At 71.9% G+C, this 23,971-nt stretch carries 29 protein-coding genes; 18 read left to right on the top strand and 11 right to left on the bottom strand.

The window, feature by feature from the left end; translation table 11 throughout:
- Positions 1 to 36 precede the first annotated feature (36 nt).
- The 3 genes from ACQRWP_RS00940 to ACQRWP_RS00930 are packed head-to-tail and all read left to right on the top strand — an operon-like array spanning position 37 to position 1,169.
- Positions 37 to 429 carry a YidH family protein gene (locus ACQRWP_RS00940; RefSeq protein WP_430500390.1) on the top strand — a complete coding sequence of 131 codons (393 nt, stop codon included), beginning with the start codon at positions 37 to 39 and terminating at the stop codon, positions 427 to 429.
- Positions 426 to 731, top strand: coding sequence for a DUF202 domain-containing protein (locus tag ACQRWP_RS00935; protein ID WP_430500389.1), 306 nt, complete (start codon positions 426 to 428; stop codon positions 729 to 731). Before ACQRWP_RS00940 ends, ACQRWP_RS00935 begins: the two co-directional genes overlap by 4 nt.
- A 27-nt stretch (positions 732 to 758) precedes the next feature.
- Entirely contained in the window at positions 759 to 1,169 is a 411-nt protein-coding gene (locus tag ACQRWP_RS00930; protein WP_430500387.1) for a PLD nuclease N-terminal domain-containing protein, read from the top strand.
- Positions 1,170 to 1,217: 48 nt separating this feature from the next.
- On the opposite strand, the gene ACQRWP_RS00925 is transcribed toward ACQRWP_RS00930, so the two are convergent.
- Positions 1,218 to 2,840, bottom strand: a complete 1,623-nt coding sequence (locus ACQRWP_RS00925) for an acetolactate synthase (protein WP_430500385.1) — start codon at positions 2,838 to 2,840, stop codon at positions 1,218 to 1,220.
- A 122-nt stretch (positions 2,841 to 2,962) separates the two neighbouring features.
- Positions 2,963 to 3,736, bottom strand: coding sequence for an enoyl-CoA hydratase/isomerase family protein (locus ACQRWP_RS00920; RefSeq protein WP_430500384.1), 774 nt, complete (start codon positions 3,734 to 3,736; stop codon positions 2,963 to 2,965).
- 98 nt (positions 3,737 to 3,834) lie between these two features.
- Here ACQRWP_RS00920 and ACQRWP_RS00915 point away from each other — a divergent pair, with 98 nt between their 5' ends.
- The 4 genes from ACQRWP_RS00915 to ACQRWP_RS00900 all read left to right on the top strand — a co-directional run bounded on the left by ACQRWP_RS00915 (position 3,835) and on the right by ACQRWP_RS00900 (position 6,052).
- A complete protein-coding gene (locus ACQRWP_RS00915) occupies positions 3,835 to 4,314 on the top strand; it encodes a DUF6232 family protein (protein WP_410820624.1) in 480 nt (159 codons plus the stop codon).
- 94 nt (positions 4,315 to 4,408) lie between these two features.
- Positions 4,409 to 4,891 (top strand): DUF6232 family protein, encoded by a 483-nt coding sequence (locus tag ACQRWP_RS00910; protein ID WP_430500382.1) that lies wholly within the window; start codon positions 4,409 to 4,411, stop codon positions 4,889 to 4,891.
- A complete protein-coding gene (locus tag ACQRWP_RS00905) occupies positions 4,888 to 5,277 on the top strand; it encodes a hypothetical protein (RefSeq protein ID WP_430500380.1) in 390 nt (129 codons plus the stop codon). The genes ACQRWP_RS00910 and ACQRWP_RS00905 overlap by 4 nt, the downstream gene beginning before the upstream one ends.
- Before the next feature lie 46 nt (positions 5,278 to 5,323).
- On the top strand, positions 5,324 to 6,052 hold the full coding sequence (locus ACQRWP_RS00900) for a hypothetical protein (protein ID WP_430500379.1): 729 nt from the start codon (positions 5,324 to 5,326) through the stop codon (positions 6,050 to 6,052).
- Between the two features lie 24 nt (positions 6,053 to 6,076).
- Here the strand turns inward: ACQRWP_RS00900 and ACQRWP_RS00895 are convergent, their stop codons facing one another.
- Positions 6,077 to 6,535 (bottom strand): rhodanese-like domain-containing protein, encoded by a 459-nt coding sequence (locus tag ACQRWP_RS00895; RefSeq protein WP_430500377.1) that lies wholly within the window; start codon positions 6,533 to 6,535, stop codon positions 6,077 to 6,079.
- A gap of 70 nt (positions 6,536 to 6,605) precedes the next feature.
- Between ACQRWP_RS00895 and ftrA the strand changes: the two genes are divergently transcribed.
- Positions 6,606 to 7,634 carry a transcriptional regulator FtrA gene (gene ftrA / locus ACQRWP_RS00890; protein WP_430500375.1) on the top strand — a complete coding sequence of 343 codons (1,029 nt, stop codon included), beginning with the start codon at positions 6,606 to 6,608 and terminating at the stop codon, positions 7,632 to 7,634.
- A 39-nt stretch (positions 7,635 to 7,673) separates the two neighbouring features.
- On the opposite strand, the gene ACQRWP_RS00885 is transcribed toward ftrA, so the two are convergent.
- Both ACQRWP_RS00885 and ACQRWP_RS00880 read right to left on the bottom strand, forming a co-directional pair.
- Positions 7,674 to 8,570 carry a ribokinase gene (locus ACQRWP_RS00885; RefSeq protein ID WP_430500373.1) on the bottom strand — a complete coding sequence of 299 codons (897 nt, stop codon included), beginning with the start codon at positions 8,568 to 8,570 and terminating at the stop codon, positions 7,674 to 7,676.
- Positions 8,571 to 8,593: 23 nt separating this feature from the next.
- Positions 8,594 to 9,436, bottom strand: coding sequence for an ABC transporter ATP-binding protein (locus ACQRWP_RS00880; RefSeq protein WP_091397101.1), 843 nt, complete (start codon positions 9,434 to 9,436; stop codon positions 8,594 to 8,596).
- 131 nt (positions 9,437 to 9,567) lie between these two features.
- Here ACQRWP_RS00880 and ACQRWP_RS00875 point away from each other — a divergent pair, with 131 nt between their 5' ends.
- Together ACQRWP_RS00875 and ACQRWP_RS00870 are read left to right on the top strand one after the other, a co-directional pair.
- Positions 9,568 to 10,566, top strand: a complete 999-nt coding sequence (locus ACQRWP_RS00875; protein WP_430500371.1) for an ABC transporter ATP-binding protein — start codon at positions 9,568 to 9,570, stop codon at positions 10,564 to 10,566.
- Positions 10,563 to 11,576 (top strand): ABC transporter permease subunit, encoded by a 1,014-nt coding sequence (locus ACQRWP_RS00870; protein ID WP_430500369.1) that lies wholly within the window; start codon positions 10,563 to 10,565, stop codon positions 11,574 to 11,576. The genes ACQRWP_RS00875 and ACQRWP_RS00870 overlap by 4 nt, the downstream gene beginning before the upstream one ends.
- A gap of 126 nt (positions 11,577 to 11,702) precedes the next feature.
- On the opposite strand, the gene ACQRWP_RS00865 is transcribed toward ACQRWP_RS00870, so the two are convergent.
- Positions 11,703 to 12,878, bottom strand: a complete 1,176-nt coding sequence (locus tag ACQRWP_RS00865; protein WP_430500367.1) for an ROK family transcriptional regulator — start codon at positions 12,876 to 12,878, stop codon at positions 11,703 to 11,705.
- Between the two features lie 170 nt (positions 12,879 to 13,048).
- Between ACQRWP_RS00865 and ACQRWP_RS00860 the strand changes: the two genes are divergently transcribed.
- The 4 genes from ACQRWP_RS00860 (at position 13,049) to ACQRWP_RS00845 (ending at position 16,361) form a co-directional block, all read left to right on the top strand.
- The gene (locus ACQRWP_RS00860) at positions 13,049 to 14,503 is read left to right on the top strand and encodes a glycoside hydrolase family 3 N-terminal domain-containing protein (protein ID WP_430500365.1); all 1,455 of its coding nucleotides are present in this window, start codon (positions 13,049 to 13,051) and stop codon (positions 14,501 to 14,503) included.
- A gap of 136 nt (positions 14,504 to 14,639) precedes the next feature.
- Positions 14,640 to 15,209, top strand: coding sequence for a hypothetical protein (locus ACQRWP_RS00855; protein ID WP_430500363.1), 570 nt, complete (start codon positions 14,640 to 14,642; stop codon positions 15,207 to 15,209).
- Positions 15,206 to 15,700 carry a thiol-disulfide oxidoreductase DCC family protein gene (locus ACQRWP_RS00850; RefSeq protein ID WP_430500362.1) on the top strand — a complete coding sequence of 165 codons (495 nt, stop codon included), beginning with the start codon at positions 15,206 to 15,208 and terminating at the stop codon, positions 15,698 to 15,700. Before ACQRWP_RS00855 ends, ACQRWP_RS00850 begins: the two co-directional genes overlap by 4 nt.
- Entirely contained in the window at positions 15,663 to 16,361 is a 699-nt protein-coding gene (locus ACQRWP_RS00845) for a TetR/AcrR family transcriptional regulator (protein WP_430500360.1), read from the top strand. The genes ACQRWP_RS00850 and ACQRWP_RS00845 overlap by 38 nt, the downstream gene beginning before the upstream one ends.
- Before the next feature lie 220 nt (positions 16,362 to 16,581).
- Here ACQRWP_RS00845 and ACQRWP_RS00840 read toward each other — a convergent pair whose 3' ends face one another.
- Positions 16,582 to 17,244, bottom strand: a complete 663-nt coding sequence (locus tag ACQRWP_RS00840; RefSeq protein WP_430500358.1) for a GNAT family N-acetyltransferase — start codon at positions 17,242 to 17,244, stop codon at positions 16,582 to 16,584.
- Between the two features lie 169 nt (positions 17,245 to 17,413).
- Here ACQRWP_RS00840 and ACQRWP_RS00835 point away from each other — a divergent pair, with 169 nt between their 5' ends.
- Both ACQRWP_RS00835 and ACQRWP_RS00830 read left to right on the top strand, forming a co-directional pair.
- On the top strand, positions 17,414 to 17,608 hold the full coding sequence (locus ACQRWP_RS00835; protein WP_430500357.1) for a DNA repair protein: 195 nt from the start codon (positions 17,414 to 17,416) through the stop codon (positions 17,606 to 17,608).
- A 145-nt stretch (positions 17,609 to 17,753) separates the two neighbouring features.
- A complete protein-coding gene (locus tag ACQRWP_RS00830) occupies positions 17,754 to 18,272 on the top strand; it encodes a hypothetical protein (protein ID WP_091393365.1) in 519 nt (172 codons plus the stop codon).
- A 10-nt stretch (positions 18,273 to 18,282) separates the two neighbouring features.
- On the opposite strand, the gene ACQRWP_RS00825 is transcribed toward ACQRWP_RS00830, so the two are convergent.
- Together ACQRWP_RS00825 and ACQRWP_RS00820 are read right to left on the bottom strand one after the other, a co-directional pair.
- Positions 18,283 to 19,008 carry a Clp protease N-terminal domain-containing protein gene (locus ACQRWP_RS00825; RefSeq protein WP_430500355.1) on the bottom strand — a complete coding sequence of 242 codons (726 nt, stop codon included), beginning with the start codon at positions 19,006 to 19,008 and terminating at the stop codon, positions 18,283 to 18,285.
- Between the two features lie 60 nt (positions 19,009 to 19,068).
- A complete protein-coding gene (locus ACQRWP_RS00820; RefSeq protein WP_430500353.1) occupies positions 19,069 to 20,088 on the bottom strand; it encodes a glycosyltransferase in 1,020 nt (339 codons plus the stop codon).
- A 123-nt stretch (positions 20,089 to 20,211) separates the two neighbouring features.
- Between ACQRWP_RS00820 and ACQRWP_RS00815 the strand changes: the two genes are divergently transcribed.
- Positions 20,212 to 21,027, top strand: coding sequence for a DUF72 domain-containing protein (locus tag ACQRWP_RS00815; protein WP_430503378.1), 816 nt, complete (start codon positions 20,212 to 20,214; stop codon positions 21,025 to 21,027).
- 10 nt (positions 21,028 to 21,037) lie between these two features.
- Here the strand turns inward: ACQRWP_RS00815 and ACQRWP_RS00810 are convergent, their stop codons facing one another.
- Positions 21,038 to 22,882, bottom strand: a complete 1,845-nt coding sequence (locus ACQRWP_RS00810; RefSeq protein ID WP_430500351.1) for a glycoside hydrolase family 15 protein — start codon at positions 22,880 to 22,882, stop codon at positions 21,038 to 21,040.
- Positions 22,883 to 22,995: 113 nt separating this feature from the next.
- Entirely contained in the window at positions 22,996 to 23,322 is a 327-nt protein-coding gene (locus ACQRWP_RS00805) for a hypothetical protein (RefSeq protein ID WP_430500349.1), read from the bottom strand.
- Between the two features lie 197 nt (positions 23,323 to 23,519).
- Between ACQRWP_RS00805 and ACQRWP_RS00800 the strand changes: the two genes are divergently transcribed.
- Positions 23,520 to 23,945 carry a VOC family protein gene (locus ACQRWP_RS00800; protein ID WP_430500347.1) on the top strand — a complete coding sequence of 142 codons (426 nt, stop codon included), beginning with the start codon at positions 23,520 to 23,522 and terminating at the stop codon, positions 23,943 to 23,945.
- Positions 23,946 to 23,971 lie beyond the last annotated feature (26 nt).

Here is a 23,971-nt window from a genome sequence, read left to right as displayed (position 1 = left end):
CAGGCTAAGCGGGATGGGAAGCGGATAATCGGCTCCGTGTGGGAGGCGATCAGGCGGTGGTTCGACCCGGCGGAGCTGGGCTCGGTCGGTGAAACACCGGACTACCGCTTCTCCCTGGCCAACGAACGGACCTTCCTCGCCTGGCTGCGCACCGGGTTGGCGCTAATCGGAGGCGGGCTGGCCGCCGCGCAGTTCCTGCCACCCCTGCCGATGAGCCACCTACGCGAGGTGATCGCGGTGGCGTTGCTGCTGCTCGGCGCGGCGGTCGCGATCCGCGCGGTGGACCACTGGGCGCGTACCGAACGGGCCATCCGGCTCGGTCAGGAGCTGCCCGCGTCCCGTTTCCCCGCCATCCTGGCGCTCGCCGTCGGCGTCGGCGCGTTGCTGCTGGTGGTCGCCGTCCTGATGCGGGCGATCGGCGGGCCGTGAGCACAGGACGCGACCCGGGGCTGCAACCGGAGCGGACCCGGCTGGCCTGGCGGCGCACCCTGCTCACGGTGACCGTGGTGACCGTGCTCGCCGTCCGGCTGGCGTCGACGGGCGACCCGACCGGCGCGTTGATCGCCGGCGGCACCGTGCTGGTGTGGGGCGCCCTGCTGGTGCTCTGCTGGCCCCGGGGCACCGGCACCGGTCCGGCCCGCACCGGCGGCCGGACACTGCCCCTGGTCACGGCGGGAACAGTGGTGCTGGCGTTACTGGGAGTGCTGCTGGTCCTGCGCGGACTGTGGTGACGCGCGCCGGTGCGCCATGATGGGTGGATGGCCCGGCTTGGCGTACTCCTCTTCCTGGTGCAGATTGTCCTCGCCGTCTGCGCGCTGATCAGCTGCCTCTCCGCCGAGGAGGGCAAGATCCGTGCCCTTCCCCGGATCGCCTGGGTGCTGATCATCTTGTTCTTCCCGCTGGTCGGCTCGATCGCCTGGTTCATCGTCGGCCGGGAGCCCAGCCCCAGCGCCCGCAAGGGCTGGCCGGGCGGCGGCGGCGAGCGGCAGCGCCCTCGGCCGGTGGCCCCCGACGACGACCCGGAGTTCCTGCGCTCCGTCGAGGAACGCGCCCAGCAGCAGGACCAGGCGCTATTCCAACGCTGGGAGGAAGACCTGCGGCGACGCGAGGACGACCTGCGCCGCCGCGACGGTGAGCCGCCGCGCGAGGGTGACCGACCGGAGGTGTGAGCGCGACGCCGCCGCCGGCGCAGGAGCGACGGCGGCGGCGGGTGCGACTCAGGCCAGGTTCGACGACCGGGGGTACGCGTCGGTCGGGTCGGTGAGCACGTTCACCAGGTACGGCACTCCGGAGTCGAACGCCCGCTGGAGCGCCGGGCCCAGGTCGGCCGCCTTGGCGACCGTCTCCCCCGCCCCGCCGAGCGCGCTGACCACGGTGTCGTACCGCAGCTCCGGCTGGAGGTCGGCGGCCACGTCGTAGCCGTACATGGCCCGCATCGGGTGCTTCTCCAGCCCCCAGATGCCGTTGTTGCCGACGACGATCACCACGGGCAGCTTCTGGCGGACCAGCGACTCGACGTCCATCAGCGAGAAACCGGCCGCACCGTCGCCCATCAGCACGCAGATCTGCCGGTCCGGGTGACTGACCCGGGCACCCATCGCGTAACCCATGCCGGTGCCCAGGCAGCCGTACGGGCCCGGGTCCAGCCAGGTGCCGGGCTGGGCCGGCTCCAGGTACCGCCCGGCGTACGACACGAAGTCGCCGCCGTCGCCGATGGTGATCGCGTCCGGGGCGAGCGCCCGACGCAGCTCGCCGTAGATCCGGGCCGGGCGGATCGGGTCGGTCTCGGCGGCCATCTCGGCGGCGTCCCGAGCCTTCGCCGCGTCCTCGGCGACGCGCAGGTCCGCGATCCAGTCGGCGTGGTCGGCCCGGTCACCGGAGTGGTCGGCCAGCGCGGAGAGGATCAGGCGCAGGTCACCGGCGGGGGCGGCGGCCGGCTGCACGTGCGTCGCCCGCTGGCTGGGCGCGTCGACGATGTGCACCACCTTGGCGTCACCGAAGTCACCGAAGCTGAGCCGGAAGTCCAGCGGGGTGCCCACCACCACGACCACGTCGGCGCCGGAGAGCGCGGCCCGGCGGGCCTTGGCGAACGCCAACGGGTGCTCCGGCGGGAGCGAGCCGCGACCCATGCCGTTGGTGAAGACCGGCACCTGCAACGCCTCGGCCGCCTCGCGCAGCGCGGCGACCGCGTCGCCCGCGTACACGTCGGAGCCGGCGATGATGACCGGTCGCTGCGCACCGGCGATGAGCAACGCGGCGCGGCCGACCTCCTCCGGGTCCGGCGCGATCGGGTCGACACCCGTCACGGTGGGCAGCTCGGCCTCGGCGACCGAGAAGACCGTCTCCAGCGGAAAGTCGAGGAAGGCCGGGCCCCGGTGCGGGGTGAGCGCGGCGTTGAGCGCCGCGCCGACCGCGCGCGGGATGTCGTCGGTGCTGAACACCGTCTCGGCGTGCTTGGTGACCGGGGAGACCAGCGGCAGGTGGTCCATCTCCTGGAGGCTGCCCGAGCCCCAGCGGAACGCGGGCGCGCGCCCGCCGAGCACCAGCACCGGCGAGGCGTTGAAGAACGCGCTGGTCATGCCGGAGATGCCGTTGGTGACACCGGGCCCGGCGGTGAGCACGGCGAGGCCGGGGCGGCGCTGGAGCTTGGCCACCGCTTCGGCGGCGAAGACCGCGGACTGCTCGTGCCGGACGTCGTAGATCGGGAAGTCGGTCTTGTACGCGGCGTCGTAGAGCGGGAAGACGTGCCCGCCGGACAGCGTGAACATCTCCCGTACGCCGTGCGCGCGTAGTGCCGCGAGCGCCAACTCGCCGCCGTGACCCTCGATCCGCTCCGTCATGTCGCTCCCATCGTCCGTGGCCGGGATCACAGGTTACCGGCCAGTCACTTGGCCGTGCGACCGTGGCCCCGGCCAGTGGACGTTGCCGAGGTCAGAGGGCCGCCGGGGCGGGAAGCGACGGATCAGCGGCCGGTGAAGCCCGGCTTGCGCTTCTCCACGAAGGCCGCCATGCCCTCCCGGCGGTCGTCGGTGGCGAACAGCGCCGCGAAGAGCTGACTCTCCCAGGCCAGACCCGAGTTCAGGTCCATGTCCAGGCCGCCGTCGACCGCCAGCTTCGCCGCGCGCAGCGCCTGCACCGGGCCGGTCAGGTACGGAGTGATCAGCGCGACGGCCGTGTCGTACACCTCGGCGGCCGGGGCGACCCGGTCGGCCAGGCCGATCCGCAGCGCCTCCTGCGCGTCCACCATCCGCCCCGACATGATCAGGTCCTTGGCGCGGGCCGGGCCGACCAGGCGGGCCAGCCGCTGGGTGCCGCCCGCGCCCGGGATGATGCCCAGCTTGATCTCCGGCTGGCCGAGCTTGGCGTCCTCGGCGACCACCCGCCAGTCACAGGCCAGCGCCAGCTCACAGCCGCCACCGAGGGCGTACCCGGTGATCGCGGCGACCACCGGCTTGGGGATCCGGGCGATCGCGCCGAGCGCGCTGGACAGGTTCGCCGCACGGTCGGCCATGTCCACGTAGGACATCTCGGCCATCTGCTTGATGTCGGCGCCGGCGGCGAAGACCTTCTCCCCGCCGTACACGATGACGGCGCGGACCTCGGGATCGGCGGTGGCCGCCGTGGCGGCGGCGCGCAACTCCTCCTGCACCTGGGTGTTGAGCGCGTTCATCGGCGGCCGCTCCAGCCGGATCGTGCCGATGCCGTCCTTGGTCTCCAGCCGAACGAACTCGCCCACGCTGCCCTCACTTCCTCGTCGAAGTCGCGTGCCAACCTTACGACCCGGCTCGTTTGGGTAAGTAGTGTGGTGTCAGCCCCGTGGGCGGGAGTCCAGCCATGATCACGTATTACGACGACAGATCGGTGCAGGTCACCTCCACCACTGTCCGTGTCGACGGTCGCAGCTACGCGCTGGCCGACATCACCATGATCTGGCACCGCCGTGGCACCCGTTCCTGGCGCGTGCTGGTGGGCCGGGGTGCGATCGGCGCCGCGCTCGCCGGCCCGTTGGTCGCGGCGGTGCTCGGCATCGGCGTGGCCGTCTGGCTGCACCGCTCCCCCACCGTGACGATCGCGATCGTCGGCGCGTCGGTGCTGGTCGGGTTGGCCGTCGGGCCGGTCGCCGACTTCCTCTTCGAACACCTGGACCGCTCGTATGCCCGGGGCAGCCGCCAACTGGAGATCTGGGCCCGTTGGCGGGGTCAGCCGGTGCGTCTGCTGCGCACCGGTGACGCGCTGCGCTTCGGGCAGATCTACCGGGCGGTGCAGCGCGCGGTCGAGCACAGCCAGCCGGCCCGCCCCGTCACCCGCCGCTAGCCGCCGCAGATCTTGGACAGTTTCCGTTAGCGGCTAACGGAAACTGTCAAAGATTGCCGAGGCGAGGGTTGCCTGCCGGTGGTTAGGCTTAGTGATGACCCTCTATTACCGGGACGACGCGGTGCAGGTGACCTCCGAGTCGATCCGGGCGGGCGGTCAGGTGATCGCCCTGTCCGACGTGACGTTCGTCTGGCACGCGCGGGGGCAGAAAACCCTCGCCGTACGCGGCCGTGTGCTGGGGCGCGGTGTCCTGGTCCTGCTGCTCTCGCTGCCGCCGCTGGTCGCCGTGGTCTGCGTGCTGTCGCTGGCCTGGTCGGCTCAGGACCGGGGCAACTGGCAGCTGGCGTTGATCATTCTCGCCGCCTGCGCGGTGGGGGCGCTCGCGTTGGCACCGTTCCTGGAGATACCCCTCGGCTGGCTGGACCGCTCCTACGAGCGCGGCAGCCACGTGCACGAGTTGTGGGTTCAGCACCACGGTCGAGAGGATCTGCTGGTGCGCACCCCGGACGCGCTACGGTTCGGGCAGATCTACCGGGCCGTGCAGCGCGCCGTCGAACAGCAGGGGGACCATCGATGACCACCCGCCGTGGCGAGGCCGTCGCCCTGGCCGGCCTGCTCGCGGCGGCCGGCGTCACCCATCTGGTACGCCCCGGCGTCTACGACCCGATCGTGCCGCGCGCGTTGCCCGGCCCGGCCCGGTTCTGGACGTACGCCAGCGGGGTGGCCGAACTGGCGGTGGCGGCGGCGGTCGCGAACCCGGCCACCCGGCGGGCCGGCGGTCGGGCAGCCGCCGCACTCTTCGTCGCCGTCCTACCGGCGAACGTGAAGATGGCCGTGGACTGGCGGCAGCGCCGCCCGACGAAGCGGGCCATCGCGTACGGCCGGGTGCCGTTGCAGGTGCCGCTGATCTGGTGGGCGCTGCGGGTGGCCCGCGCCGACACCGCCGGTCCACGGTCCCACTGACGGCTCCGTCGGGCGGTTGTGGCCCGGCCGACGCACACTTGATCCCATGGCGATTCCCCTCCCCACCCCGACCGCCGTGGTCGGCCTGACCCGCTCCGCTCTCGACCAGGCGCTCGGCTCGGCCGCCTCGATGGCCGCCGTGCCCGCCCGCGCGTTCGCCGTGCTGGACGGGGTGGAGGCGCTGCTGGCCCGGATCAACGGTGTGGTCGACCGGATCGAGACGACCCTGGACCGGACCGATCAGGTGCTCACCGACGCCGAGGCCGCGGTCCGCGAGGTGGCCGTCATCAGCGCCGCCGCGACCACCGCCATCGACACGGCCACCGAGGTGGCCACCGCAGCCGCCGTCGTGGTCGCCGAGGCCGATCGGGTCTCCCGGGCGGCGAGCACTGTGGTCGCCGAGGCCGATCGGGTCGCGAACCGCGCCGCCGCCACCGTGGGCACCGCGACGGAGGCCGCCGCCACTGCGGCCGAGCTGCTGACGGCGTACGAGCCGGCGTTGCGCCGGGCCGCGCCGATGGCCGGCCGGTTCGTCGAGGAGCTGAGCCACGAGGAGATCAGCGCGGCGATCCACCTGATCGACGAGTTGCCGAAGCTCAAGGAACACCTGACGGCGGACATCCTGCCGATCTTGGCCACGCTGGACCGGGTCGGTCCGGACCTGCACGACCTGCTCGACGTGACCCGTGACCTCAAGCTCGCCGTGGCCGGCATCCCCGGGTTGGGCATGCTGCGCCGACGCGGCGAGAAGCTCACCGACGAGCCCATCGGCTGAACCCTCGCTCGCCTGCGCCCAGGCTCAGCAGTCGCAGGTGATCGTTGTGGTGGGCGCTGTGAGGTCGTCGACCGGTCGCCGGGTCAGCCCGGCCTCCGTCACCACCGGCAGCCCCTCCCGCACCCAGTACTCGAACCCGCCGAGCATCTCCTTCACCGGATGACCGAGCCGGGCGAACTCCAACGCGGCCCGGGTCGCGCCGTTGCAGCCCGGGCCCCAGCAGTAGGTCACCACCGCCGAGCCCGGCGGGATCAGGTCCGCCGCCCGGGTCGCGATCTCGGCGGTGGGCAGGTGCACCGCGCCGGGGAGGTGCCCCTGCGCCCAGGCGGCCGCGCCCCGGGAGTCGACGACCACCAGACCCGGGGTACGGGCCGACAGGTCGGCGTGCACGTCACTGACGTCGGTCTCGACGCTGAGCCGATTGCGGAAGTGGGCGACGGCGGTGGCCGAATCGGCCGGCGGAACGGCGAAAGTGGAGGTCATGCACCGATCCTCGCCAGAATGCCAGCTCGGGACGAGTGGCGGGAACGACGTCCTGCGCTAACATCCCGCCATGCCGATCCCGGCCACGACAACCGGCCCGCGCCCGCTGCCAGCGTCCCGACGACAGGCAGCCGCGCACCGGGTCGCCGTGCTCGCGTACCCGGGGATGTCGGTGTTCGAGACCGGCATCGTCACCGAGGTTTTCGGGCTGGCCCGGCCGGAGTTCGACGTCGACTGGTACGACCTGGTGCTCTGCGCCGAGCAGCCGGGGCCGGTGCCGGTGGTCGGCGGGGCCAGCCTGCACACCCCGTACGGTCTGGCCGAGCTGGCGGCGGCGCGGACGGTGATCGTGCCCGGCGTGCCGGACGTGACCGCTGACCCGTCGCCCGAACTGACCACCGCGCTGCGCCAGGCGCACCGGCGCGGGGCCCGGATCATGTCGATCTGCTCGGGCGCGTTCGCGCTGGCCGGAGCGGGGCTGCTGGACGGTCGGCGGGCCACGACCCACTGGCGGTACGCGGAGCTGCTGGCGCGACGCTACCCGCGGGTCGAGGTGGACGCGGACGTGCTCTACCTCGATGACGGTGACCTGCTCACCAGTGCCGGCAGCGCAGCCGGGCTGGATCTCTGCGTGCACGTGATCCGACGCGACCATGGCGCGGCTGTCGCCAACGCGGTCGCCCGACGGCTGGTGATCCCGCCGCACCGCGACGGCGGGCAGGCCCAGTTCGTCGAGGCACCGGTACCCGCCGACCCGGACGACGACCGGATCGCCGGCAGCATCGACTGGGCGCTCGCCCATCTCGCCGAGCCGCTGACCGTGGCCCAGCTCGCCGGGCGGGCGCACATGTCGTCCCGCACCTACCTGCGGCATTTCGCCCGGGCCACCGGGACCAGCCCGATCCGCTGGCTGATCGACCAGAGGATCCGCGCCAGCCTGGCCCTGCTGGAGGAGACCGACGCCCCGGTCGAGCAGGTCGCCCGCGCGGTGGGCTTCGACACGCCGGTGACCTATCGGCACCACTTCGGCCGGGTCATGCTGACCTCACCGTCGGCATATCGCCGGGCCTTCCGCACGGGCGCGGGCCAGCGGGCGTAACCGGCCGACACGGTCAGGCCGGCGCAGCGCGGGACGTGCTCAGGCCGGTGCGTACAGCTCGTCGATCTCGGCGCGTTGCGGTAGCGCCACCGAGGCGCCGAGCTTGCGGACGCAGGCAGCGCCGGCCGCCGACGCCCAGCGCACCGCGTCGACCAGGTCGCGTCCTTCGCCCCAGCCGACGGCCAGCGCGGCGGTGAACGCGTCACCGGCGGCGGTGGAGTCGACCACGTCGACCCGTACCGCCGGCACGTGCACCTCGGTGCCGTCCCGGTCGACGTACCAGGCGCCCTCACCGCCGAGAGTGAGCACGGCCCGGGGGGTCAGGTCGAGCAGCGCGCGGGGCTCCTCCCGACCTCGGCCGGCGAGCGCCTGCGCCTCGCCCTCGTTGACGACCAGCAGGTCCACGGCGGCGAGCAGCTCGGGTGGGAGGTCCCGTGCCGGGGCGGCGTTCAGGATGACCCGGGTGCCGGCCTCACGGGCGGCCACCGCGGCGGCGGTCACGGTCTGCACCGGGATCTCCAGTTGGGCGACCAGGACGTCCGCCGCGCGCACTGTGGTCAGCTCCTCCTCGGTGAGGCCGACCAGGGCGTCGTTCGCGCCGGGGGTGACCACGATGGCGTTCTCCCCCTGGGCGTTGACCATCACCAGCGCCACCCCGGAGGCGCCGTAGACCACGCGAAGCTGACTGGTGTCCACGCCGGCCGCCGTGATGCGGGCCTTGAGGGTGACGCCGAAGGCGTCCGAGCCGATCGCGCCGAGGAAGGCACAGGAGGCGCCGGCCCGGACCGCGGCCACGGCCTGGTTGGCGCCCTTGCCGCCGGGCACCATCACGAAGTCGGTGCCGAGCATGGTCTCGCCCTGTCGAGGCAGCGCGGGCGCCATCGCGACCAGGTCCATGTTGGCGCTGCCCACCACGGCAACCCGGGTCTGCGGCACTGTCGCCTCCGCCTGTCCGAAGCTCAGGCGGCGCGAGCCGTGAAGCGGTCGCCCGACCGCTCGACCACCAGTGGCAGCCCGAAGGTCTTGGAGAGGTTGTCACCGGTCAGCGTCTCGGCGAGCAGACCCTGGGCGACCACCCCACCCTCGCGCAGCAGCATCGCGTGGGTGAACCCGGGCGGAATCTCCTCGACGTGGTGGGTGACCAGCACCATCGCCGGGGCGTCCGGGTCGTACGCCAGCTCGGCCAGTCGGGCGACCAGGTCTTCCCGACCGCCCAGGTCGAGCCCGGCGGCGGGCTCGTCGAGCAGCAGCAGCTCCGGGTCGGTCATCAGGGCACGGGCGATCTGCACCCGCTTGCGCTCACCCTCGGAGAGGGTGCCGTAGCGGCGTTCGGCGAGGCCACCGACGCCGAGTTGACTCAGCAGTGCCCGCGCCCGCGCCTCGTCGCCCCGGTCGTAGTTCTCCCGCCAGCGGCCGACCACCGACCAGGCGGCGGTCACCACCACGTCGCTGACCCGCTCGTCGGCGGGCAGCCGCTCGGCGATCGCGGCGGTGGTGAGCCCGATCCGGGTACGCAGCTCGTTGACGTCGGTGCGGCCGATCCGCTCGCCGAGCACGTGCGCGACACCCGTGGTGGGGTGCAGCCGACCGGCGGCGAGGTTGAGCAGTGTGGTCTTGCCGGCGCCGTTGGAGCCGAGCACGACCCACCGTTCGTCCAGTTCGACGCGCCAGGTCAGGTCCTGGAGGAGGGCGGTGCCAGAGCGGCGTACGCCGACGCCGTCGAGGCTGACCACCAGATCCGGGTCCACGAAAGCGGCGGCAGGCGCGGCGCCGGCAGCGCCGGGGATCAGGTCACCAGTCACCGCTCCATCCAACCACGCAGCGCCGCGGTGCCCCCCATGGGCGGCACCTCAGCCATAGGGTGAAGCGCCGTGTCATTGATCACCAAGCCCGAAGGACGGCCCATGCCCCTCCGACGTACGGAGCCGCGCGGATGAGCGCGGTCATCGAGATCGAGGGTCTGCGCAAGACCTTCCACAGCCTGCGCAGCGGCCGACGGGTGGCGGTGGACGGCTTCGACCTGCTGGTCGAGGCGGGCCAGGTCCACGGCTTCCTGGGCCCCAACGGCTCGGGCAAGACCACCACCCTGCGGGCCCTGCTCGGGCTGGTACGCGCCGACAGCGGCCGGATGACAGTGCTCGGCGAACCGTCGCCGGAGCTGCTGCCTCGAGTGGCGGGCCAGGTCGGCGCCATCGTGGAGAGCCCGCAGTTCTTCGGCAACTTCAGCGGCTACCGCACGCTGCGGTTGTTGGCCCGCGCGGGTGGTGTGCCGGTCTCGCGGGTGGACGAGGTGCTGGATCTGGTGGGCCTGAACGACCGGGGCGATGAGCGGGTGAAGGGCTACTCGCTGGGCATGAAGCAGCGTCTGGCGGTGGCGTCCGCGCTGTTGAAGGACCCGCGGTTGCTCATCCTGGACGAGCCGGCGAACGGGTTGGACCCGGCGGGCATCCGGGAGATGCGGGACCTGATGCGGTCGCTGGCGGCCAACGGGGTGACAGTGCTGGTGTCCAGTCACATCCTGGGCGAGATCCAGCTGATCTGCGACCACGTCACGATCATCTCCCGGGGGCGGCGGGTCGCGACCGGTCGGGTGGACGAGGTGCTGGCGGGCCACGACCGGCACGAGTTCCTGGTGCGGGTGGCCGAGCCGGAGCGGGCCGTCGAGCTGCTGCACGCGGCCGAGCTGACGGCGGTCGTGGACGGCGGAGCGTTGGTGGTGAGCGGGGTTGGCGACCCGACGGTGGTCAGCCGGGTGCTCGGTGAGCAGGGTCTGTGGGTGGGCGAGCTGACGCCGCTCCGGCCGGATCTGGAGAGCGTCTTCCTGGAGCTGACCGGCGCGTACGAGCATCCGTCGGTGCCCCGGCAGGTCGGCGACTCGTCGCTGCCGCAGGGCGAAGCTGTGATCGACCTCGATCGGGGAGTGGACGCGTGAACCTGGTGCGTGCCGAGTTGGAGCGACTGTCCGCGCGTCGCTTCGTGCAGCTCATGGTCGTTCTGTTGGTGTTGGCGTTCGCGGTCACGGCGGCAACCACCCTTGCCGGCTCCCACAAGCCGAGCGTCAGTGAGCTGAACTCGGCGCGGCAGCAGGCCACCGAGGCGCGGCAGAGCATGGAGGCCACGTTCCGGGAGTGCCTGGCCCGCCAGGGCGGCGCGCTTCCGACGGAGGACGGCGGGATGTACCTCCCCTCCGACTGCTCCGAGATCGACCCGGTCCTGCAGGATCGGCTGCCGATCGCCGCCGACTTCCTGCCGGGTGTGTTCACCTTCGCCGAGCAGGCACAGCCGCTGCTGTACTTCCTCATCGCGTTCCTGGTGCTGTTCGGGTTCCTGGTCGGCGCCTCCTACATCGGCGCGGACCTGACCTCGGGCGGCGTGGTGAACCTGTTGCTCTGGCGACCGCGCCGCGTGACTGTGCTCGCGGCCAAGTTGGGCACCCTGCTCGGCACGGTGCTGGTGCTGGCCCTGCTGGCGTCGGTGGCCTACCTCGCCACGTTCTGGGTGATCGGGCAGGCCGCCGGGTTGCCGGGCCGGCTGGACGGTGACTTCTGGCGCTCGCTCGGCGCGGTGCACGGCCGTGGCCTGGTGCTGGTGCTGCTGGCCTCCGCGCTGGGCTTCGCGATCGCCACGCTGGGTCGGCACACGTCGGCGGCGCTCGGCGCGTTCGCCGCGTACGCGGTGGTCTGGGAGTTGGGCGCCCGGCTGGTCCTGGAGATCGTCGACGCGCGGAAGTCGGACCTGTTCATGCTCTCCAGTCACATCGGGGCGTGGCTCAACGGCGGTGCGCGGTTCTACGACGAACGGCTCTGCACGGGCAGCACCGGCCTCAACTGCGACGCGTTCTACACGATCACCTGGGAGGCGTCGCTGCTGGTGCTGCTCGTGCTCGCTGGCGGCCTGACCGCGGCGGCGTTCGCCGTGTTCCGCCGCCGCGACCTGATCTGAGGCCTTCACCGGGCTGCCCATCCTTTGCTGGGCGGCCCGGTAGGCCGGGCCGCCCAGCAGGCGGCAAGAGCTTGCACCCGGCGGACGCGCGGTGAAATATTCCTTCACATGACCGCCGCAGCGGGCTCAGCCGACGGTGGAGCCGAACACCTCGTCGCGCACCGCGTCCAGGGCGGTGCGCAGCGCGCCGTGCAGGATGGGCTCCTCGGTCAGCCCGGTCGGCACCACTCGCGGCTGCACCAGGGTGATCGCCGCGACCTCCTGCTGCACCCGGTCGGCGAGCGCCGCGCCACCGGCCTGGCCCACCTCGCCGGCGAGCACGACCAGCGGCGGGTCCAGCACCACGCAGGTGCTGGCCACGCCGAGCGCGAGCCGTCGGGCCAACTCGTCGAGCATCGGGCCGCCGTCGGCGCCGGCCGCGACGGCCGCGCGGACCGCCTCGGCGGCGTCGGCGTCCGGGTAGCCGTGCTCGCGGGCCACCAGGCGCACCGAGTCCGCACCGATCAACTGCTGGAAGGCCGGCTTGGCGCGACGGGAGACGTCGCGCGGGATGGGCGCGCCGGGCACCGGCAGGTAGCCGATCTCGCCGGCGGCACCGCTGCTGCCGTGGTGCAACCGCCCGCCCAGCATGATCGCCAGGCCGACGCCGGCGCCCACCCAGACCAGCACGAAGTCCGACAGCCCCTGCGCTGCGCCGGACTGCGCCTCGGCCACCGCGGCCAGGTTGACGTCGTTCTCGAAGACCACCGGCGTGTGCAGGTCGTCCCGCAACGCGGCGAGCAGACCGCTGTGCCAGCGCGGCAGGTTGAAGGCGAAGGTGATGTCGCCGGTGCCGGGGTCGACCAGACCCGGCGTGCCGAGCACGATCCGTCGTACGCTGCTCAGCTGCGCCTGGGCGCTGCTCGCGGCCTGCACGACGGCGTTGTGCACCACGCCCACCGGGTCGTCGGTGTCGCGGGTCGACTGCTCCACCCGGCCGATGACCGCACCGGTGATGTCGGCGCACGCGGCCACCACCCGGTCCGGCCCGACGTCCACGCCGACCACGTGCGCGCTGCCCGGGCGGACGGCGTAGAGCTGGGCGTTCGGCCCTCGCCCGCCGGCCTGCTCGCCGACCCGCGCGACGAGGCCGCGCTCCTCCAGCCGCTCGACCAGCTGCGAGGCGGTGACCTTCGACAGCCCGGTCAGCTCGCCGAGTCGAGCCCGGGTCAGCGGGCCGCGTTCGAGGAGCAGCTCCAGCGCGGCACGGTCGTTGAGTGCCCGCAACAGACGGGGGGTGCCGGGCAGCCGGGTCGCACTCATGACACGTCCTCTAGTTTTAGTAAACTTTGCTAACTGTAAACCTACCTGCGAACGGGTAGCCGTAGCGTAACGGCCACCAGACGGTGGGACGCTCCGCCGAGTCGGCAGGGCCAAGACCACCACCGGTACGACGTTTCGTACCCGCGGGGGCACCGAAGGGGGAAGATCACGTGGGGTTGGATCCAGGACTGCGCCGGCTCGCGCTGGGCACGCTGCTGGCCGCGTACCCGGGACCGGTCCCGCCGGACTGGGCGGTCGACCTGCTGGCCGACGGGCTGGCCGGGCACACCCTGTTCGGCACCAACGTGCACGACCCCGCGCAGGTGGCGGCGAGCACCGCCGCGCTGCGCACCGGTCGGCCGGACGCGCTGATCGCCATCGACGAGGAGGGTGGCGACGTGACCCGGCTGGCGCACGCCACCGGCAGCCCGTACCCCGGCAACGCCGCCCTGGGGGCGATCGGCGACGTGGCCCTCACCCGACGGGTCTACCAGTCGATCGGCGCCGAACTGGCCGCGCTCGGCATCACCGTCAACCTCGCCCCCACTGTCGACGTCAACACCGCCGACGACAACCCGGTGATCGGCACCCGGTCCTTCGGCGCAGACCCGGTGCGGGTGGCCGCCCACTCGGCCGCAGCGGTGGCCGGGTTGCAGGCCGCCGGCGTGGCCGCCTGCGCCAAGCACTTCCCCGGGCATGGCGCCACCGTCACCGACTCCCACCACGAACTGCCCACCGTGGACGCTCCACTGGGCCTGCTCCGCCAGCGGGACCTACCGCCGTTCGCGGCCGTCGTCGCCGCCGGGGCGCGCGCCGTGATGACCGCGCACATCCGGGTGCCGGCGCTCACCGGCGCTGACCCGGCCACCTTCAGCCGGGCCGTCCTGGTCGACCTGCTGCGCACCGAGTACGGCTTCACCGGCACCGTCATCACCGACGCGCTGGAGATGAAGGGTGCCGCGGTGGCCGCCGGCGGGGTTGGGCCGGCCGCGGTCCGGGCCCTGAGCGCGGGTGCCGACCTGCTCTGCATCGGCGCGAAGGTCGACGCCGAACTGGTCGAGCGGGTGGCCGCCGAGATCGTCGACGCGCTCACCGACGGCCGGCTGGCGAGGGTGCGGGTCGAGGAGGCGGCCGGCCGTGCCGCCGACCTCGCCGCCTGGACCCGGGCCGCCAGCGGGTCGCCGACCACCGGCGACACCGAGCTGGGGTACGCGGCAGCGCGCCGAGCGGTCCGGGTGGACGGCCTGCTCACCGGCCTGGACCAGCCACTGGTGGTGCAACTGCACACCGAGTCGACGATCGCCGAGGGTCGGGTGCCGTGGGGCCTCGGTCCGCACCTGGACGGGGTGCCGGAGATCCGGGTGATCGCCGCCGAGACCGACCCGGCCACGCTGCGCGGGTTGGCGGGCGACCGTCCCATCGTGCTGGTCGGGCGGCACCTGCACCGGCTGCCCGGCGGCCCGGAGCTGATCGCCGACCTGGCGGCCCAGCACCCGGTGACAGTGGTGGAGATGGGCTGGCCGGCACAGTGGCGGCCCGCGGGCGTCCGCGCCTTCGTCACCACCTACGGCGCGAGCCACGCCAACGGTCGCGCGGCGGCCGAGGTGCTCGGCCTGGCCGGCTGAGCCACGGCGCCGTCCGGCCGGGCTGAAACGCTCGGCCGGACGGCGCGCTCTCAGCGCCGCACCAGAGTGTCCACAGTCACTGGTCGCCACTTCTTGAACATGTTCAATATCAGCCCTAGTCTGATGACGTCGGTAGTTGAACACGTTCAAGAAGGGCGTCCACATGGACATCAAGGTCTGGATGTACGTGATCTACCTCGCGGTCAGCGTCGGCCTGACCATCTGGGTGGCTCGAGCGCTGTCCCGCAACGGGCTGGTCTTCTTGGAGGAGGTGTTCGCCGAGAAGCGACTCGCCCAAGCGGTCAACAGCCTCCTCGTGGTCGGCTTCTATCTGCTCAACCTCGGCTACGTCACTGTGGCGATGAAGCACTCCGACCCGGTGGGTTCGACCAGCCAGGCCATGGAGGAACTGTCACTCAAGATCGGCTTGGTGCTGCTGGTGCTCGGCGCGCTGCACTTCTTCAACGTCTTCGCGCTCGGCCGCTACCGCCGAAACCGACTCCGCCAGCTCGCCACCCACCCCCCGCTCGCCCCGATCGGCCGACTCCCCATGCCGTCCACCCCACCCGGATCGCAGTTTGTCGGCGCGTACCCGGGCGGAGGGCAACCGACCGGCGCACACCCGGCAGTACCCCAGCCGGCCGGACCGCAGCCGACCGGGCCGCAGCCGGGTGTCGGCCCGACGAACAACCCACCGACCCGATGACCGTGCCCCCGACCGGTGGCGTCGGTCGGCTCCCGGATCCCACCGCCCACTCCGGCGGTGGGATCCGGGGGTTCACCGTCCTGTTCGACGAGGCCTGCCCGCTCTGCCGCGCCGCCCGCCGCTGGTTGTCGTCCCGCGCCCAGCTCGTACCCCTGGAGTTCGTGCCGGCCGGGTCCGCCGAGGCCCGGCGGCGCTTCCCCGGCCTGGACCACGACGCGACGCTGCGCGACCTCACCGTGATCGCCGACACCGGCGAGGTGTACGCGGGCGACGGCGCCTGGTTCGCCTGCCTCTGGGCACTGGCCGACCATCGATCCACGGCCGAGCGGCTGGCCCGACCGCACCTGCTGCCCCTCGCCCGGCAGACGGTGGCCGCCGCCTCGGCGATCCGGGAGCGGATCCGCGACCCGCGGGCCGAGCCGACCGACGAACCGGCGGGATACGGTGAGCCCGATGACCGAGCAGCCTGCGCAGACGACCACTGCGGGTGACCCAGCCACCGCCCGGGGCGAGCAGACCCGGCAGCTGATCCGGGACACCGCGATGCGGCTGTTCCGCGAACGCGGATACGCCCAGACGACCATGCGGGCTATCGCGCAGGAAGCCGGCGTGGCGGTCGGCAACGCCTACTACTACTTCGGTTCCAAGGACCACCTGATTCAGGAGTTCTACGCCCAGTCCCAGGTCGAGCACCGGGCCGCCGCGCAGCCCGTGCTCGATCGGGAGGAGGCGTTCGGTCCCCGGCTCGCCGGGGTGCTGCACGCGGGGATCGACGTGTTGACGCCCTCACACGGATTCGCGGCGACCTTCTTCAAGACGGCGGCGGAGCCCACCTCCCCGTTGAGCCCCTTCTCCGCGGAGTCCTCCGGCCCCCGACAGGCGGCCATCGACCTCTTCGGCGAGGTGTTGACCGGCTCGACGGCCAAGGTCGACGCCGAGCTGCGTCCGCAGCTGCCCGAGCTGCTCTGGCTCGCGTACATGGGCGTGATCCTCTACTGGGTGCACGACCGATCGCCGGACCAAATCAAGACCCGCCAACTGATCGACGGGGCCGTACCACTGATCGACCGGCTCGTGGCACTGTCCCGGCTCCGGGTCCTGCGGCCGGTGACCCGACAGGTGCTCGACCTGATTCGCACGCTCCGTCACTGATCCGGCCGGCACCATGCTGGCAGCGAAGCCGCAGGTCAAGTCTGGTTTTCGACACTCCGAACCGACAGCTTCAACCTTGCCCCGAGCCAGTTCGATACGTAGCGTGATCGACACGTAGCGGCTCGCCCAGGCGAGGCCGCTACACCCGGTACCGGGGCCTGGGGGGAGGTTGCGGACCGTGGATCCGGCCCGGGATCCACGGTCCGCGCCGGTTGCCCGCTCAGCGGGGATAGACGCCGTACGCGCGCCAGCCCCGGTCCGGGAACCCGGCCGCTTCGGCGACCCGGGCCGAGGTGTGATTGTCCCGCTCGTGCAGGTAGGTGGGGACCGCCCCCTCGTCGAGCACCCGCCGCGCCGCCTGAGCCACCAGTCGACGGGCCAGGCCGCGCCCCTGGGCGGCCGGCACGGTACCGACGGCCAACTCGTGCCCGTACGCGTCGTGCCGTTTGATCCCGGCACCGGCCAGGTAGGCGCCGTCCGGGTCGCGGACCACCAGCACCGGCCGGTCGAAGAGTCGCAGCCACGGCGGCAGCCCGGGGGCGGTCGGCTCGGTCCACTCCCCCACGTCCGGCAGCGGCGCGGGCGCCAGGCTCCACCGGAAGGGGCCGTCGTGTACGCAGAAATTGGGCCGGCCGACGGCCTCCGGCAGTGCGGCGAGCAAGCGAGCCGGCGTACGGCTGACCAACGCGCGGGTCGCCGCCACGCGGTCCGGCGCCACGGAGAGCACGGCGCTCTGCCCGGTGTCCACGGCGAGCGCGGGGCGCAGCCGGCCATCCCAGGCCGGTTCGGCCCGCCGCTGCGAGGCGACCACGTGCAATCCCGGCCCGGCCGGCCACTGGCCGAGCCAGGTGGCCAGGTGCAGGTGAAGTCGCCGGTCGAGCATGCGCACCTCCCCGTCACCCGACCCGTCGTCGATCACCGTACGCCGGACGGCAGGGCCGGGCGCAGGATACGTCAGGGCCGAGCGGGAAAGGGGTGCGGGAACCAGGCGCGCGAATCGACCGTCATATGTATTTCCATACCTGGACACCTTTGTTTGGGACGGTGAACGCATGCCGATTCAGCCGAGCGACCACTACCAGCAGGACCCCGAGCGACTCTGGCAGGCGGCGGAGGCCGTCGGAGGCAATCCGCCTCAGCCGCGCTACCGGAACCCGCGGACGATCGGTGGCGGAACGCTGTCGTGGGCCGGGCTGAACAAGCTGTCCGTCGGCAGCTCCGGTCGGCACCGCCTGAACACCCACTGACGCACCACCGGTTGGGTGGCACCGAGGGGCAGCCTCTGACGTTCGGGGCGACACACCGGAGGAGGTCCAGCGGCGGCTTTCGCACACCTGTCGGGTAATTTCTTGTGGTCCGCCATCCCGGCCTACGACAGGAGAAGCTCCGCGCATGGGCAAGAAGACGATCCACGTCTCCGACTTCACCGGCACGGTTCTGCAGCAGGACGACGAGGTGGTCCGCGTCGTCGTGCTGGAGCACCCGGACCTGGTCGCCGGGCCCGTGCAGTTGGACGCCACCCCGGGCGAGGTGGAGAACATCGACGACGCCGCGCTGGACGTGGCGGTGGTGGAGATCCACGACCGGCACGGTGGCGGCGAGCCCCGCCGGGTGGTGTTGACCGCCAGCGAGTTCGACGCGATGGCCACCGACGTGCCGATGGCGCAGCTGTTGAAGACGGCCGAGCGGGTCCGCCCACCCAAGGCCCGCAAGACCACCGAGAAGATCGACTACGGCACGCTGGAGCACGCCGGCAAGCCACACCGCGGCCGGGTCACCGAGGAGGAGGCCCGCCTGGTGCGTGAGCAACTCGACGAGGTCAACAAGCGCCTCGCCGACGCGGGCGTACGCCAGATCGACCCGGCCGATCCGGAGCACGCCCTGCGTTACGGCTTTCCTGAGGTGTCCTGACCCCGGTCTCTCACTTTTTCCCGACGGCGGCGAGGGCGGCGGCCAGGTCGGCCTCGACCGTCGCCTTGTCCAGGCCGAGGTTGGTGAGCACGCCGGCGCCGTCCTCCTGCTCCAGCAGGGCGAGCAGCATGTGCTCGGTGCCGATGTAGTTGTGCCCGAGGCGCAGCGCCTCCCGGAAGGTCAGCTCCAACGCCTTCTTGCCGCGCGCGTCGTACGGGATGAGGTCCGGAACCTGCTCGACCCTCGGTGGGAGGACGGCGCCGACCGCCTCCCGTACCGCCTCGGGGGTGGCGCCGCGACCAGCCATCACCCTGGCTGCCAGCCCTTCCGGCTCGGCCAGCAGGCCCAGCACCAGGTGCTCGGGGCCGATCTCGGCGTTGCCGCTGGCGCGGGCCTCCTCCTGCGAGGCCATCACCACGTTGCGGGCGCGAGGGGTGAACCGGCCGAAGCCGGCGTTGGGGTCGAGCGCGGCCGCGTCGGTCGTCTTCGGCACGAAGCGCTTCTGGGCGGCCTGCTTGGTGACACCCATGCTGCGGCCGATGTCGGTCCAGGAGGCGCCCGAGCGCCGGGCCTGGTCGACGAAGTGCCCGATCAGGTGATCGGCTACCTCGCCGAGGTGGTCGGCGACAAGCACCGCGTCGGTGAGCTGGTCGAGTGCGTCGGTGTGCAGCTTCTTGATCGACTGAATGAGGTCGTCGAGCTTCAGCGTGTTGCTCAGTTGGCTGGGGTCCGTCATGCGTCAACTATAGGTTGACGACATCTGGTCGTCAACGCTGGGTTGACGTCCGCGCTCGGGTCAGGCTTCCGTTGCCACGTACTCCGATAGGCGCCGGGCGACGGCCGCCGGGGAGGGCATGCCAGCGATCTCCTCGGCGACCGCCCGGACCGCGTCGCGTTGCTCGGCGTTGCCATGCTGCGGAAGCAGCCGGTGGACCTGCTCGGCGATCGCGCCCGCGTCCACCTGGCCGGGAAGGAGCCGCAGGGCGACACCGGCGGCGGCGAGCGTGTCGGCGTTGGCGAACTGGTCGGCGCCCTGTGGCAGCAGCAACTGCGGTACGCCAACCGCGAGCGCGCCGAGGGTGGTGCCGCTGCCCCCGTGGTGCACCACCACGTCGACGAGCGGCAGCAGCTCAGCCTGCGACACCCACGGGTGGACGCTGACGTGGTCGGGGATCTCGCCCAACTGTTCCAGGGGCACCCGGCCGGCCGCGACCACCACCTGGGCGTCCAGCGCCGCCAGGCCGGCGATGGCGGTGCGCAGCAGCTCCGGCGTACCGAACGCGGTGCCGAGGGTCAGATAGATCAACGGTCGCGACGTGCGACGGCTCACCCGTTCGGGCAGCGGTGCCGGTGTCGAGAACGCGACCGGTCGCAGCTCGATACGACGTTCCGTGGCGAGGAAGTCCTTGTCCTGGAGCGAGGGCGGCCAGATGTCCAGGTGCGGCCGGCCGACGACCTCGGCGTTCCTGGTGGGCAGTTCCAGGCCGATGCCCTCGGGAAACATCCGGCCGAACCCGTGCCACAGGCCCGGGATCCCGGCCCGGTGAGCCGCCACGGCCGCCCCCGGCAGCCCCCACTCGTGCACCACCAGGTCGGGCCGCAGCCGCGCCAACTCCGGTGCGAGATCCTCGGCGTACACCTCGTAGAAGGCGTCGCCGGGACGGAACGGCCGCAGGCCGTGCGTGGCGAGCGGCGCGTGCACCTCCGTCCCGGCAGCGAAGTGGACCTCGTGCCCGGCGTCCCGGGCGGCGATCGCCAGCGGGATCAACGGGTAGGTGTGACCGACGGACGCCAGACTGGCGAACAACACGCGCATGGCGCCGGACCCTACCTGCCGCACCGTCTCCCGGTCGGGTCCAGTGGCCCGTATACGGTGGGCCCCGGTCGAGCGCGGTCACCGGCGGGAGGGGCGGTCATGCGTCTGCACGTGGGGTGCGCGATGTGGAGCCACCGGTCGTGGCCGGGCCACCGGCTGCCGCCCACCGAGCGCCTGCGGCACTACGCCAGCTGGTGTGACGCCGTGGAGGGCAACACCACGTTCTACGCGACCCCGGCCCGGGACACCGTGGCCTCGTGGGCCGCCCAGACGGATCCCGACTTCCGGTTCGTCCTCAAACTTCCCAAGGTCATCACGCACGAACGCCGGCTCACCAACGTCGACGAACCGCTGGGCGTCTTTCTGGACGCCATCGAACCGCTCGGCCCGCGCGCCCATGCCCTCTGGATCCAGCTACCCGGCTCGTTCGCGCCCGCCGACGTCCCGGCCCTGGGCCGTTTCCTGGAACAGCTTCCGCAGTCCCATCGGTACGCGGTGGAGGTCCGCCATCCCGCGTTCTTCACCGACGCCCACGCGGCCCGACTGCTCGGGGCGACCCTCGCCGCCGCCCGCGCCGAATGGATTCCCTTCGACACGACCGCCTTCTTCGCGAGCCCGCCGACCAGTGACGCGGAACGGGACGCCTGGACCAAGAAGCCCCGCGTGCCGCTCCGGACCCTCGCGCTGACCGACCGGCCGATCGTCCGCTACCTCGGTCGCGACAACCCGACGCGCACGGTCAAGGGGTGGCAGCGCTGGGTCGATGTGACCGTCACCTGGCTCCGCGAGGGGCGCTCGCCGACGATGTTCATCCACACCCCGGACAACGCCGAAGCGCCGGCGCTCGCCCGCCGGTTCCACGACGAGGTACGGGCACGCGTACCCGGGCTCGACGCGTTGCCCGAGCCGATCCCGGTCGAGCCGCTGACGCTGTTCTGACCCGGTCCGGTCAACCCTGCTGGTCGAGCAGGTCGTCCAGGTGCGCCGCCGTGCTGATCAGCGAGAGGTGGCTGAACGCCTGCGGGAAGTTGCCGATCTGCTCACCGGTCGGCGCGATCTCCTCGGAGAAGAGGCCGAGCGGGTTGCTGTAGGTGAGCATCTTCTCGAAGGTCAATCGGGCGTCGTCGATCCGGCCGGCCAGGGCGAGCGCCTGCACGTACCAGAAGGTGCACATGTTGAAGGTGCCCTCGGTGCCGGCGAGACCGTCCGGCGAGGCTTTCGGGTCGTAGCGGTAGACCAGGCTGTCGGAGACCAGGCCGGTGTCCATCGCCCGCAGCGTCGACTCCCACATCGGGTCGGTCGGCGAGATGAAGTTCAGACCCGGCATCGCCAGCAGCGACGCGTCCAGGATGTCGGAACCGTAGTGCTGCACGAACGCGCGACGTTCCTGGTTGAACCCACGAGTCATCACCTGCTGGTAGATGGCGTCACGTTCGGCGGACCAGCGGGCGATGTCGCCCGGGCGGCCCCGACGTCGCGCGATGCGGATGGCCCGGTCCAGCGCGACCCAGGACAACACCCGACCGTAGGTGAAGTCCTGCCGACCGGAACGGGTCTCCCAGATGCCGTCCTCGGGCTGGTCCCAGTGCTCACAGAGCCAGTCCATCAACCCGGCCGTCTTGCGCCACCCCTCGTACGGCGCGATCAGCCCGTTGCGGTCCGCGAGCTCCAACGAGACGAGCGCCTCGCCGTAGATGTCGAGTTGGAGTTGGCCCGCCGCGCCGTTGCCGATCCGCACCGGGGCGGAGCCGCGGTAACCCTCCAGGTGACCCAGCACCTCCTCGGGGAGGTCCGGTGAGCCGTCGATGCGGTACATGATCTGCAGGGGCAGGTTGCCGTCCCGTGCCTCACGGATGCGCGCGTCGAGCCAGAGCAGATACTTCTGGGCCTCGTCGGTGAAGCCCAGGCGCAGCAGCGCGTGCACGGAGAAGGACGCGTCCCGGATCCAGGTGTAGCGGTAGTCCCAGTTCCGCTGCCCGCCGATCTGCTCGGGCAGCCCCGCGGTGGGCGCGGCGACCAGGGCACCGGCCGGTGCGTACGTCATCAGCTTGAGGGTCATCGCCGACCGCTCGACCACCTCCCTCCAGCGGCCCTTGTACCGGGAACCGCCCACCCACCGCCGCCAGTAGTCGCGGGTCTCGGCGAGCAGATCGCACGCCTCGTCGGTGCTGAGTGCTCGGGGCTCGTGCGGACAGGCCGTCTCCAGGACCACTCCGCCGATGTCGCCGGCGTGCAGGGTGAACGACGCGGACACACCGTCGGTGTCCCGTTTGATGTCCCTCGCGTCGAACTCGCGGAGCGAGTTCTTGAAGGCGGCCAGGGTGAGGCTCATCGTCGGGCTCCGGAAGACGTCGCCCTCGGGGTGCACCTCCAACTCGTACGGATCGCGCCCGTAGTTGAACCGTGGGTGGCAGTGGAAGCGGAACTGCATGCTCCCCCGGACCATCCGCACCAGCCGGATCAACCGGTGCCGGTCGGTGGCCTCCGCACCGGTGACCGGCATGAAGTCCAACAACTCACCGACACCGTCGGCGCTGTGGAAGCGGGTGATCAGGATCGGCGTACCGGGCAGGTAGAGCTGCTTGCTCGTGTAGTCGACGCCGTCGGGCGAGAGCTGGAAGTGGCCGCCGTTGCGGCGGTCCAGCAGCGCGCCGAAGACGCTCGGCGAGTCGAAGCGGGGCGCGCAGAACCAGTCGACCGTACCGTCCGTGCTGATCAGTGCCGCGGTCTGTAGATCACCGATCAGACCGTGGTCCTCGACTGCCGGGTAGCTGTCCACGCTGTCCCCCGCCATCCATCGTCGCGACGGCGGCGACTACCCGGGAATCGGCGTGCGTACACGCCGTTCCGGGCCCGGGACGGGGCTGGTGGCCAACCTCGGCCCCGTCCCGAAACGCGGTCAGTCGCTCAGATCGCCCGGAAGCTCGTGTACTGCCCGGCCGGATAGGTCCGGAGCGTGCCCACACCCGTCGCCTGCCCGGAGCAGTCAGCGGTCCGGTAGAAGGTGACGTCCTGGAAGCCGCTCCACCCGACGTGGCTGTCGGCCGTCGAGGGCAGCGGCGTGCAGGCGCCGGTCGGTGCCGGGACGTGCGCGACGACAGTGGTGAAGGTCCCGCTGTAGAAGGTCAGGCCGGATTCCTGAGCCGAGGCGGGCGAGGCCAGGGCGCCGAGCCCGGCGGTCAGGATCGCGGACATGGTCAGCACTGCGCCGGCCCGGGCTGCTCTTGCTCGCATGCGCGCACTCCAATGCGTCGATGGATCTTCCCACCATCGTCGCCGCACTTTGTTGACATCGCAAGCATTTGGTTGAGGTGTTCACCTATTTCCGTGCGCCGGCTCGACACGGTCGAGACCCACCACTCATTGCGGAAGCAAACCTTCCGCAATCGTCGATAGCGTCAACACCAACGACATCGACGAGAGGACACCTGATGAGCCTGCGAGGATTCGCCACCCTGAACATCTGGGCGGACGACGTGGAAGCGGCCACTGCCTGGTACGCGGAATTCCTTGGCGTCGAGGCGTACTTCATGCGCCCCGGCCCCGACGGACGCCCGGCCTACACCGAGTTCCGCGTCGGCGACTACCAGGCCGAACTGGGCATCATCGACCGCAGGTACGCACCGGCCGGCGCGGCGAACGGGCCGGGCGGCGTGGTGATGCACTGGTACGTCGACGACCTCGACGCGACCGTCGAGCGGCTGCTGGCGATGGGTGCCACGGAGTACCAGCCGATCACTCCGCACGGAGACGAGGGGTTCATCACCGCGGCGGTGGTCGACCCGTTCGGCAACGTGCTGGGGGTCATGAAGAACCCGCACTACCTCGACGTCCTCGCGTCGTTGAAGGCGACCTGACGTCGGCGCGCTCGACGTTCCCGCTC

The organism is Micromonospora trifolii (assembly GCF_050516465.1).
GTDB classification, from domain to species: domain Bacteria; phylum Actinomycetota; class Actinomycetes; order Mycobacteriales; family Micromonosporaceae; genus Micromonospora; species Micromonospora trifolii.
Note: the sequence above shows the minus strand (reverse complement) of the source record. Positions and strands in the feature narration are given on the sequence as shown.